The organism is Kitasatospora sp. NPDC091276, assembly GCF_040684355.1.
Lineage (GTDB): Bacteria > Actinomycetota > Actinomycetes > Streptomycetales > Streptomycetaceae > Kitasatospora.
On record NZ_JBFBFU010000037.1, the window covers coordinates 68376 to 79057 of the forward strand.

11 protein-coding genes are annotated in these 10682 nt (G+C 73.2%); 1 reads left to right on the forward strand and 10 read right to left on the reverse strand.

All coding sequences use genetic code 11. The features are described from left to right. Window positions 1–9: 9 nt before the first annotated feature. From mutM to AB0O19_RS33270, 10 genes are all read right to left on the reverse strand, one after another. Complete coding sequence (gene mutM, locus AB0O19_RS33225) at window positions 10–888, reverse strand: bifunctional DNA-formamidopyrimidine glycosylase/DNA-(apurinic or apyrimidinic site) lyase (RefSeq protein WP_363624908.1); 879 nt, start codon at window positions 886–888, stop codon at window positions 10–12. Between the two features lie 51 nt (window positions 889–939). Beyond that, a complete protein-coding gene (rnc, locus tag AB0O19_RS33230; protein WP_350882931.1) occupies window positions 940–1731 on the reverse strand; it encodes a ribonuclease III in 792 nt (263 codons plus the stop codon). 20 nt (window positions 1732–1751) lie between these two features. Further along, window positions 1752–1925 (reverse strand): 50S ribosomal protein L32, encoded by a 174-nt coding sequence (rpmF, locus tag AB0O19_RS33235; RefSeq protein ID WP_030056747.1) that lies wholly within the window; start codon window positions 1923–1925, stop codon window positions 1752–1754. Window positions 1926–1927: 2 nt separating this feature from the next. Then, window positions 1928–2572 carry a DUF177 domain-containing protein gene (locus tag AB0O19_RS33240; RefSeq protein ID WP_063347695.1) on the reverse strand — a complete coding sequence of 215 codons (645 nt, stop codon included), beginning with the start codon at window positions 2570–2572 and terminating at the stop codon, window positions 1928–1930. 172 nt (window positions 2573–2744) lie between these two features. Continuing rightward, window positions 2745–3956: a cell division initiation protein gene (locus AB0O19_RS33245; protein ID WP_363624910.1), complete on the reverse strand. Its 1212-nt coding sequence runs from the start codon at window positions 3954–3956 to the stop codon at window positions 2745–2747. Window positions 3957–4162: 206 nt separating this feature from the next. Further along, window positions 4163–4654, reverse strand: coding sequence for a pantetheine-phosphate adenylyltransferase (gene coaD, locus AB0O19_RS33250; RefSeq protein WP_350882937.1), 492 nt, complete (start codon window positions 4652–4654; stop codon window positions 4163–4165). Between the two features lie 49 nt (window positions 4655–4703). Next, window positions 4704–5288, reverse strand: a complete 585-nt coding sequence (rsmD, locus tag AB0O19_RS33255; RefSeq protein WP_363624912.1) for a 16S rRNA (guanine(966)-N(2))-methyltransferase RsmD — start codon at window positions 5286–5288, stop codon at window positions 4704–4706. Window positions 5289–5420: 132 nt separating this feature from the next. Further along, entirely contained in the window at window positions 5421–5954 is a 534-nt protein-coding gene (locus AB0O19_RS33260) for a hypothetical protein (protein ID WP_350882941.1), read from the reverse strand. Window positions 5955–6059: 105 nt separating this feature from the next. After that, on the reverse strand, window positions 6060–8276 hold the full coding sequence (gene recG / locus AB0O19_RS33265) for an ATP-dependent DNA helicase RecG (RefSeq protein WP_363624914.1): 2217 nt from the start codon (window positions 8274–8276) through the stop codon (window positions 6060–6062). A 51-nt stretch (window positions 8277–8327) separates the two neighbouring features. Continuing rightward, the gene (locus tag AB0O19_RS33270; RefSeq protein WP_363624916.1) at window positions 8328–9959 is read right to left on the reverse strand and encodes a DAK2 domain-containing protein; all 1632 of its coding nucleotides are present in this window, start codon (window positions 9957–9959) and stop codon (window positions 8328–8330) included. Window positions 9960–10258: 299 nt separating this feature from the next. On the opposite strand from AB0O19_RS33270, the gene rpmB reads away from it, so the two are divergent. Beyond that, window positions 10259–10444 carry a 50S ribosomal protein L28 gene (gene rpmB / locus AB0O19_RS33275; protein ID WP_014138233.1) on the forward strand — a complete coding sequence of 62 codons (186 nt, stop codon included), beginning with the start codon at window positions 10259–10261 and terminating at the stop codon, window positions 10442–10444. The last annotated feature ends 238 nt before the right edge of the window (window positions 10445–10682 follow it).

Consider the following 10682-nt stretch of genomic DNA (forward strand, 5'->3'; position numbering starts at 1 on the left):
CCCTCGCTGTCAGCCCCCGCTGCGGGCCCGCGGCACCCGCTGGCAGCGGGGGCAGAAGTAGCTGGAGCGGTTCATCCAGGCGGCCCGCCGGATCGGGGTGCCACAGCGGCGGCAGGGCTCGTGCTCGCGGCCGTACGCGTCGAGGTCGCGGGAGAAGTAGCCGCTCTCGCCGTTCACGTTGACGTACAGGCTGTCGAAGCTGGTGCCGCCGACGGCGAGCGCCGCCGTCATCACCTCGCGGGCGTTCGCCAGCAGTTCGGCGGCCTGCGGGCGGGTGAGCGTCGCGGTCGGGCGGTCGTAGTGCAGCCGGGAGCGCCAGAGCGCCTCGTCGGCGTAGATGTTGCCGACCCCGCTGATCAGCGTCTGGTCGAGCAGCGCCCGCTTCACGGTGGTGCGCTTGGCCCGCAGCGCGGCCGCGAAGGCGGTGTCGTCGAAGCGCGGGTCGAGCGGGTCGCGGGCGATGTGCGCGATGGAGAGCGGCGTGCCCTCCGGGTCGCCGTCCTCGGCCTCCTCGACCGCGAGGCCGCCGAAGGTCCGCTGGTCGACGAAGCGCAGTTCGCGCCCGCCGTCGGTGAACCGCAGCCGCACCCGCAGGTGCGTCTCGTCGGGTACGGACGGGTCCTGGACGAGGAGTTGGCCGCTCATGCCGAGGTGGCCGATCAGCGAGAAGCCCGTGCCGGACCCCGCCAGCGGCACCCACAGGTACTTGCCGCGCCGCTGCGCGGTGCCGAGGGTGGTGCCGGTCAGCCGGGCGGCGAAGTCGGCGGCGCCGGCGGGCTGGCGGCGCACCGCGCGCGGGTGCAGCACCTGGACGTCGGCGACGGTCCGCCCGGCGACCCAGTTCGCCAGACCGCGGCGGACGACCTCGACCTCGGGAAGTTCGGGCACGGGAACAGGCCTCCTGCGGAAGGGATCAGCAGGAGGAAGGCTACTGCTCCCTCACGCCCCGGCGGGCAGCCGGTCGGCGTACTTCTCCTTGATCGCCCGCCAGGCGCTCTCGGCGGCCTTCTGCTCGGCCTCCTTCTTCGAGCGGCCGACGCCGCTGCCGAAGTCCTCGCCGGCCACCCGGGCCGCCGCGGTGAAGGTCTTCTCGTGGTCCGGACCGGATTCCATGACCACGTACTCGGGCACCCCGATGCCCACCGAGGCGGTGAGCTCCTGGAGGCTGGTCTTCCAGTCCAGGCCGGCGCCCAGCTGGGAGGACTCCTCGATCAGCGGGTCGAACAGCCGGTGGACGAACTCGGTGGCCGCGTCCAGACCCTGGTCCAGGTAGACGGCCCCGATCACGGCCTCGACCGTGTCGGCGAGGATCGACGACTTGTCGCGGCCGCCGGTGCCCTCCTCGCCCTTGCCGAGCCGGATGAACGTGCCGAGTTCCAGGCCCCGGCCGACGTCCGCGAGCGCGCGGGAGTTCACCACCGCGGCGCGCAGCTTGGCGAGCGTGCCCTCCGGCACGTCCGGGTGGACGCGGTAGAGGGTGTCGGTCACCACGAGGCCCAGCACCGAGTCGCCGAGGAACTCCAGGCGCTCGTTGGTGGGCAGACCCCCGTTCTCGTACGCGTACGAGCGGTGGGTCAGGGCACGCACCAGAAGGGCGCGCTCGAGCGTGTACCCGAGGCGCCCTTCCAGGACGTCGTATTCGGTCGAAGCCGGCCCACCGGCCTTGCCACCGCCCGAAGAGGAACCCTTCGGGGCGGAGGACGCCTTGCGGGTGGAGTTACCGTCCGACATCGATCCGTGCACCCCGCCGATCAGACCGAGAGGACCTGGCGACGGTTGTACGTGCCGCAGCTCGGGCACGCGATGTGACCCAGCTTCGGCTCGTGGCAGCGGTCGCACGCCACGAGGGCCGGAACAACGGCCTTCCAGTTGGACCGACGGTGGCGCGTGTTGCTGCGCGACATCTTCCGCTTCGGAACAGCCACGGCTACTTCTCCTGGTTCTCGGCGAGACCCTCACGGGTGTCGCTGTTCTTGATCCCGTCACCCTCGTCGCCGGGGGCGGCGGAGAGTCCCTGCAGAGCCGCCCACCGGGGGTCGGCGGCGTCGTGGTGGTGCGTCGGGTCGTCGCTCAGGCGCGCTCCGCACTCGGAGCACAGACCCAGGCAGTCTTCCTGGCACACCGGCTGCAGCGGCAGTGCGAGCACCACCGCGTCACGCAGCACCGGCTGGAGGTCGAAGAAGTCGCCCTCCAGGCGGTAAGTATCTTCTTCCGAGTCCTCGTCGAGGTCCTCGGCCCCGGCGGTCCGGGCGCGGTGACGCTCGTCGGACTCCGGGTAGTAGTACAGCTCCTGGAAGTCGACGTCGAGGTCGTCCTCGACGGGCTCCAGGCACCGGGCGCACTCGCCCTCGACCTGGGCCTCGGCGGTGCCGGTGACCAGCACGCCCTCGACCACGGACTCCAGGCGGAGCTCCAGCCGGAGCTCGCTCTTCTCGGGGACGCCGATCACGTCGATGATCCCCAGGCCCGCGGGGGCCTCCAGGGTGCGGGACACCTTGCGCAGCGAGCCCGGGCGACGTCCCAGCTCGTGCGTGTCGAACACGAGGGGGTCGCGGTGGTCGAGGCGGTTCAAGGTGTCCTGACTTCCATGGGGAATCTTCGATCGCGGTGCCACCGCACCAACGGTGCGCGGGCAAGCCGACAGTCCGACACGAAAAGGCCGGAGTGGTCAGCCTACCGGAGTCTCCCGCCAGGCCCAACTTCGCTCCCGTCAGGAGCTTCCGCCGGGCCCGCGCGGGGCCGGCTCAGCGACCGCCCAGCTCCCGGAGCCGGGTCATGTCGATCATGCTGGTGTCGAAGAAGCTGGTCTCGTCCAGACCCGGCTGCTGCTGCTGTTGCGGCACCGCCGGCGGGGCGGCGGGCTGCTGCGGGTAGGTGTAGGCGTCGTACTGCTGCGCGCCGTAACCCGGCTGCTGCTGTTGCGGATAGCCGTAGTCCCCGTGCTGCTGCTGGGCCGCGTAGTCCGGGTGCTGCTGCTGCGGGTAGCCGTCCGCGGCGCCCTGCTGCTGGTGCCCCCACTGGGCACCGTACGGGTCGCCCTGGCCGGCCGGGTCGTAGCCGCCGGCGTACACCTCGGCGTACTGCCCCTGCTGCTGCCCGCCCTGCTGCTGGGCGGCCGCGTACTGGTCGACGCCGGGGGCCTGCCAGCCCGCCGCGGCCGGGGTCTGCTCCGGCCAGGTCTGCTGCTGCGGGACGTCCTCGCGGTACCAGGCGATGTCGTCGCCGTTGGCTTCGGCGTCGGTGGCGAAGCCGGCGGCCACCGCCTCGGCGCGCTCCTTGGCCTGCTGCGCCTCGTCGGCGGCGGCCAGGTAGGCGCCCAGCTCGTCGATCGGCCGCTTGCCGAGCAGCTTGTCGCGGCCCTTGCCGACGGCCTCCAGGGTGGCGCTGAGGACGTTCTCCAGCGTGGCGAGCTTCACATCGACGTACTCGTCGACCTCGGGGCTGGGGGTGATCCGCTGCGGCTGGAACTCCTCGCCGTCCGTCTCGCCGTCGAACTCGGTCTCGAAGACGCTGGAGTCACCGCGCAGCTTGGTCCGGCCGCGGCCGACGGCGCCGAGCGTCTTGGTCAGCACGACCTCGAAGTTGGCGAGCTTGCTGTCCACGTAGTCGTCGGCCTCGGCACGCTTGGCCTCGATCTCGCCACGGGCCTCGGCGAGGATCCGGTCGGCCTCGGCCTGGGCCCGGCGGACCACCTCGGTGTCCGAGATCAGCGAGCCGCGCTCGGCGTGCGCACCCTGGATGATCCGGTCGGCCTCGGCCTGGGCCCCGGCCACCACCTGCTCGTGGTCGGCCATCATCGACTGGGCCTGGGCGAGTTCGGCGGGCAGCTCCGCCTTGAGGGCGTTGAGCAGGCCGATCAGTTCGGCCCGGTTCACCACGCAGGAGGCCGACATCGGCATCGAACGGGCGTTCTCGACCGCCGCGACGATCTCGTCGACCTTGTTCTGCACGTCCACGGGGCTTCGTCTTTCCGTGTGCCGCCGACGGTCCGGCGGAGGCAGGCCCGACGCGGTGAACCTCACCGCAGGGGCAGGAATACAGACTGTACGGCCACCGCGCGGCGAGGTCACAACGCCCGAGCCGAACCGGTCGACCGGGCATCGGACAAGTCATGACGAACCAGCAGAAAGGGACGCCCGCCCCGCGGCGCCGACGCTCCCGCCTACTGCTGGGCCCTGCGCTCCGCGATCCGCTCGACCAGCCGCCGGTGCACCGTCTCCGGCAGCAGGTGGGAGACGTCCCCGCCGTACGAGGCGACCTCCTTGACCAGCGTCGAGGAGAGGAAGCTGTACGTCGGGGAGGTCGGCACGAACAGCGTCTCCACCCCGGACAGGCCGTGGTTCATCTGGGCCATCTGCAACTCGTAGTCGAAGTCGCTGACCGCGCGCAGGCCCTTGATGATCGCGGGGATCCCGCGCTCCCGGCAGAAGTCCACCAGCAGGCCGTGGTACGACTCGACCACCACGTTGCCGAAGTCCGCGGTGACCTCCTCGATCAGGTCCATCCGCTCCTCGACGCTGAACATGCCCTGCTTGTTGCGGTTGATCAGGACCGTGACGTGCACGACGTCGTACAGCTTCGAGGCCCGCCCGATGATGTCGAGATGACCGTTGGTGATCGGGTCGAACGAACCGGGACAGACGGCGCGGCGCATGGCGTGGGTGCTCCCTCGTGGGGTGACGGCTGCTGCGGGCCTCGGCCCGCTACTCGTGCTGGCTGGTCTCGGCGGCGGCGCGACCGTACCAGAGCGTGCCCTCGCCGTAGCGGCGCGAGCGCAGCACCTCGAAGCCCTCGGGCCAGCCGAACTCGCCGCCGCGGGTGCTGCGCTCCACGGTGACGAGTGCGTCCTCCGCGAGCCAGCCCCCGGCCAGGAGTGTGATCAGCATCTCGCGCAGTTCGTCGTCCGTCACGGCGTACGGCGGGTCGAGGAAGACCAGGTCGTACGGGGTCTGCGGGGGCGGGCCCGCGATCACCTGCTCGGCCCTGGCGGCCTTCACCTCCACGCCCGGCAGGCCGATCGTGCGGACGTTCTCCCGGATCACCCGGGCCGCCTGGCCGTCCGCCTCGACCAGCAGGACGTGCTCGGCGCCGCGCGACAGCGCCTCCAGGCCGACCGCGCCCGATCCACCGAACAGGTCGAGCATCCGGGTCCCGTGCAGGGTGCCGCGCAGCGCCTCCAGGGTGGAGAACATCGCCTCACGGGCCTTGTCGGAGGTCGGGCGGGTGCCCCGGCCTGGCGGTACGGCCAGCCGGCGGCCGCCGGCCAGCCCGGCGATCACGCGGGTCATGGTGGGGGAAGGTCCTTTCGTCGCTGCCCGACCACGCTATACGGGTCGAGGCCCCACCGACGGATCGGTGGGGCCCCCGGGGCACGGCTCAGCCCGCCCCGGAGCCCGCCTCAGCCGGCCCCGGGGCGGTTCTCAGCTCGCCTCGGAGCCCGCCGGCGGGGCCGGGGCGGCTGCGCCGAGCAGCGCCGGCGAGGCGTAGCGGGACCAGGACAGGCAGCCGTCGGGCGGGCAGAACTCGGGGCGGCGCGGGTCGTGCCCGAGCTCGCGCAGCTTGGTGCGGACGGAGTCGGGGGTGCGGCCGAAGCGGGCGGCGATCCGGGCGACGGTCTCGCCGTCGTGGAAGCGCCGGACCAGCTCCTCCTCGTGCTGCGGGACCCAGGGGGCGCCGTGGCCGGGGTACAGCTCGCGCAGCACGTCACGGTCGGGGATGGGCTCGGAGACGTCGGCGACGATCGCCAGCGCCCGCAGCGCGCGGTTGAGCGCGATCCGCAGCGAGGCGACGTCCTCGACCGGCAGGCGGAGCTTGCCCGAGGCGAGCGGCTGGGCGGCCGCCCCCTCGCGCCAGCCGGTCAGGGTGAGGGTGACCTCGCGGTCGTCGTCGCTGGCGAGTTCGATCCGGAAGACCTTGTCGCCCAGCGGGAGCTCGTTGAGATGACGGAATGCCATGGCAGGACCCCCAAATGTCGTGCCAGGTACGCACCTTGGGGGTGCGCCCTGAACACCTTCATTCTCTCGCGGGGGTCTGACAATTCCGGGGCCGGCGGCGGCCGCTCAGCCCTTCTCCATGTAGGCCGCGCGGTCCTCGTCGAGCAGGCTCTCCAGCGCGGTGCGCAGCTCCGGGTGGGCGGTCAGCTCGCGGTCCTCGGCGACCAGCCGGGTGGCCTCCGTCCGGGCGGTGAGGATGACCTCCTCGTCCTCCAGCACCGAGAGCACCTTGAGCGAGGACTTCACCCCGGACTGCGCCTGGCCCAGCACGTCGCCCTCGCGGCGCTGTTCGAGGTCGATCCGGGACAGCTCGAAGCCGTCCAGGGTGCCGGCCACCGCGTCCAGCCGGGCCCGGGCGGCGCTGCCCGCGGGCATGTCGCTGACCAGCAGGCACAGGCCCGCGGCGCTGCCGCGGCCGACCCGGCCGCGCAGTTGGTGGAGCTGGGAGACACCGAAGCGGTCGGCGTCCATGATGACCATCGCGGTGGAGTTGGGGACGTTGACGCCGACCTCGATGACGGTGGTGGCGACCAGCACGTCCACCTCGCCGGCCGTGAAGCGGCGCATCACCTCGTCCTTGGCCTCCGGGGCCAGCCGGCCGTGCAGGATCTCCACCCGCAGGCCCTGCAACGGCCCCCCGACCAGCTTCCCGGCAGTCTCCACCACCGAGAGCGGGGGCCGCCGTTCGTCGCTCCCGGCACCGGCGTCGGAGACGTCCTCCAGGTCCTCCTCGGCCGCCTTCCGCTTCTTCTTCGGCTCGGCGGCGGGCTCCTCGTCCCCGATCCGGGGGCAGACCACGTACGCCTGGTGGCCCTTGGCGACCTCCTCGCGTACGCGCTCCCAGGCCCGGGTGAGGAAGTTGGGCTTCTCCAGCGCGGGGACGACGTGGGTGGAGATCGGCGAGCGGCCGGCCGGCAGCTGGTCGAGGACGGAGGTCTCCAAGTCCCCGAAGACGGTCATCGCGACGGTGCGCGGGATCGGGGTGGCGGTCATCACCAGCAGGTGCGGCGGCTGTTCGCCCTTGGCGCGCAGGGCGTCCCGCTGTTCGACGCCGAAGCGGTGCTGCTCGTCGACCACGACCAGGCCGAGGTCCTGGAACTGGACCTTGTCCTCGATCAGCGCGTGGGTGCCGATGGCGATGCCCGCGTCTCCGCAGGCCATGTCGAGCAGCGCCTGGCGGCGGGCCGGGACGCCCATGGAGCCGGTCAGCAGCACCACCCGGGTGCCGAGGTCGGAGCCGCCGAGCATGCCGCCCTCCGCCAGGTCGCCCATCATCTCGACGATCGAGCGGTGGTGCTGCTGGGCCAGCACCTCGGTGGGCGCGAGCAGCACGGCCTGGCCGCCCGCGTCGACCACGGCGAGCATGGCGCGCAGCGCGACCAGGGTCTTGCCGGAGCCGACCTCGCCCTGGAGCAGCCGGTGCATCGGGTGCTCGCTCGCGAGATCGGCGGCGATCTCGGCGGACACCTTCTGCTGGCCCTCGGTGAGGGTGAACGGCAGCCGGGCGTCGAAGGCGTCCAGCAGGCCGCCCGCGCGGGCCCTGCGCGGGACGGCGGGCAGCGCGGACTCGGCGGCCCGGCGCTGGGCCAGGGCGACCTGGAGGACGAAGGCCTCGTCCCAGCGCAGCCGGCTCTGGGCGAGCTCGCGGTCGGCCTGGCCGCGCGGGCGGTGGATCAGCTCCAGCGCCTCGGGCAGCGGGATCAGCCCGTGCCGCTCGCGCAGTTCGGCGGGCAGTGGCTCGCCGACGTCGCCCAGGTGCTTGGTGAGGGCCGTCTCGACGCAGATCGACAGCTTCCAGCTGGGCATCTGCGCGCTGGCGCCGTAGACCGGGATCAGCCGGCCGGCGAACTGCCGGGCGGCGTCCGACCCGGCCTCCTCGTCGAGCAGCTGGTAGTCCGGCGAGACCAGCTGGCGGCTGCGGTTGAAGACGCCGACCTTGCCCGCGAACAGGCCCTGGGCGCCGGACTTGAGCTCCTTCTGCCGCCAGCCCTGGTTGAAGAAGACCAGCGAGAGCCGGCTGCGGCCGTCGGTGACGACGACCTCCAGCCGGTCGCCCTTGCGGCCGCGGAACGGGATCAGGGTGACCTTCTCGATCCGGGCCAGCACGGTGACGTGCTCGTCGATCTCCAGCTCGTCCAGGCTGGTGAGCTGGCCGCGTTCGACGTAGCGGCGCGGATAGTGGTGCAGCAGGTCCCCGACCGTGCGCAGCTTGAGGCTGTCGGCGAGCACCTTCGCGGTGCGGTCGCCGACGAGTTTGGTCAGTGGTTCATCGAGAGCGCCCATCAGGCCCCTGTTTACACCACGGGGCCGACATTCCGGGCTCCGCGGCGTGCCCTACTCCACCCCGATGAGCAGCGGCGCGGACTCCTGGCCGCCGTGGAAGACCACCGCGTCGACCTCGGGCCGCCGGTGCCGGGCGTGTGCCACCAGGCGGTCGGCGAGCGCCTCGTCGGCGCCCTCGCCGAGGACCAGGGTGACGAGTTCGCCGCCCGCGCCGAGCATCCGGTCCAGCACGCTCGCCCCGACCTCGGCCAGCCCGGTGCCGATCACCGCGACGTCGCCGTCGATCAGGCCGAGCACGTCCCCGGCCTGGCAGACCCCGGCCATCGTCCAGGACTCCCCCTCGGCCACGGCGAGTTCGGCGTACCGGGTGGCGCCGGCCGCGGAGGTCATGGCGACCACGTCCTCGTCGAAGCGGCGCCCGCCCTCGTGCACCGCGAGCGCCGCCAGGCCCTGCACCGGCGAGCGGGTCGGCAGCACGGCGATCCGCACGCCCTCCTCGCGCAGCTGGTCGGCGGCGGCCCCGGCGGCGGCGCGCAGTTCGGGGTCGTTGAGCAGCAGGACGACCTCGCGGGCGGCCGAACGGCGCACGGCGGCGGCGAGTTCGGCACTGGCCGGCGGGCGGTCCGGGTCGGCGTGCAGGGCGACGGCGCCGGCCTGCTCGCACAACTCGGCCAGTCCCCCGCCGGACACCACGCAGAGCACCGCGCGGGCCCGGTCCCGGCGTTCGCCGCGCTCGGCGGCGCTGCCGGCCCGGGCGGCGGCCTCGGCGAAGTGCGTGATCCGGATCTGGTGCGGCCGCCCGGCCTCGACCCCGGCCTCGACGGCGGCGCCCGCGTCGTCCACGTGGACGTGCACGTTCCACAGGCCGTCGCCGCCGCCGACCACCAGGGAGTCGCCGAGCGCGCCGAGCCGCTCGCGCAGGGCGGGCAGGGCCTCGTCGGGCGCGTCGAGCAGGTAGATCACCTCGAACGCGGGGTGGCCGGGGCCCGGCGGCCTCAGGTGCACCGCGCAGCTGTCGACTTCCCGGACGTCCCCGCGCAGCGCGACCGGGCCCATCGGCTGCTGCCCGGCGACGGCGTCGGCGAGCGCGCCGAGCACGGCGACCAGGCCGCGCCCGCCGGCGTCCACGACCCCGTTCTCGGCCAGCACGGCGAGCTGTTCGGGGGTGTGCCGCAGCGCGTCCCGGGCGGCCCGGTAGGCGGTGTCGGCGACCTGCGCGAGCCCGTCCCCGGCCCGGACGGCCTCCCGGGCGGCGACCCGGGCGACGGTCAGCAGGGTGCCCTCGACGGGCTCCGCGACGGCCTGGTAGGCGGAGTCGGCGGCCCGTTGCAGGGCGGCCCGCAGCTGGTCGGCGCCGCCGCCCTCGGCGAGCGTCTCGGCGGTGCCGCGCAGCCACTGGGCGAGGATCACCCCGGAGTTGCCGCGGGCGCCGACCAGCGCGCCGCGGGCCATCGCCCGTGCGGTGTCGGCCAGGCCGGGGGCCGGGTCGGCGGCGGGGTCGGCGAAGCGGCTTTCCACCTCGGCGGCGGCGGACTCGACGGTCAGGTAGAGGTTGGTGCCGGTGTCGCCGTCCGGGACGGGATAGACGTTGAGCGCGTCGATCTCCTCGCGGGCCTGGCCGAGCGCACGCAGGGCGAGCTGGCACCAGGTGCGCACGGCCGGGGCGTCGAGCGTGTGCAGCACCAGGTCTCCTCCGGGTGGGACGCCGCGACGGCCTGCGGGGCAGCAGCACGGCCAAGGCCGCGGCGAGGGGTGATACCGGCAGGTTATCGGGGGCCGGGGAGGGTCGCCCGGACCGGCGACCGGAGCGATCACCCTGCCGGACATGGTAGTTTCGTTGAACCGGAACAGGCGTTGTATGCTCTTCCGGTTGCCTGGAACAATCCAGGCTCACCCCTCGGTCCGGTCAGGTTCACGCGAGTGCTCCGCTGGTCCAGCGGGGTTGTCGAACGTAAATGATCTGAAGTCTTGGAGTGACTCCTGTGGCTGCCAACTGCGACGTCTGCGGCAAGGGGCCGGGCTTCGGCAACAGCATCTCCCACTCGCACCGCCGTACCCCCCGTCGTTGGAACCCCAACATTCAGACGGTGCGCGCTGTGATTGGGCGGACGCCGAAGCGGCTCAACGTCTGCACCTCGTGCATCAAGGCCGGTAAGGTCTCGCGCTGACGCGCAGACCGGCATGCCGGTCCTCCAGTGAAGCCGGTTCATCCTCGGATGAACCGGCTTCACTGTTTTTCCGCCGCGCTTTCCGGCCGCTGATTTCCCGCCGGCTTCCCGCCGCACCCGTGTTCCCCGCCACATCCGTGGTGGTGGGGGGGGCCGGGGGGCCCCCCCCCCCCCCGGGGCCCCCCCCCCCCCCGGGGGGGGGGCCCGGCCCCGCCCCCCCCCCCCGCCCGACCCCCCC

Coding starts and splice junctions, on each gene's coding strand:
- rnc (WP_350882931.1), bottom strand. CDS start 1,731: ATGTCGGACGGTAACTCCACCCGCAAGGCGTCCTCCGCCCCGAAGGGT.
- coaD (WP_350882937.1), bottom strand. CDS start 4,654: ATGCGCCGCGCCGTCTGTCCCGGTTCGTTCGACCCGATCACCAACGGT.
- rsmD (WP_363624912.1), bottom strand. CDS start 5,288: ATGACCCGCGTGATCGCCGGGCTGGCCGGCGGCCGCCGGCTGGCCGTA.
- AB0O19_RS33260 (WP_350882941.1), bottom strand. CDS start 5,954: ATGGCATTCCGTCATCTCAACGAGCTCCCGCTGGGCGACAAGGTCTTC.
- recG (WP_363624914.1), bottom strand. CDS start 8,276: ATGGGCGCTCTCGATGAACCACTGACCAAACTCGTCGGCGACCGCACC.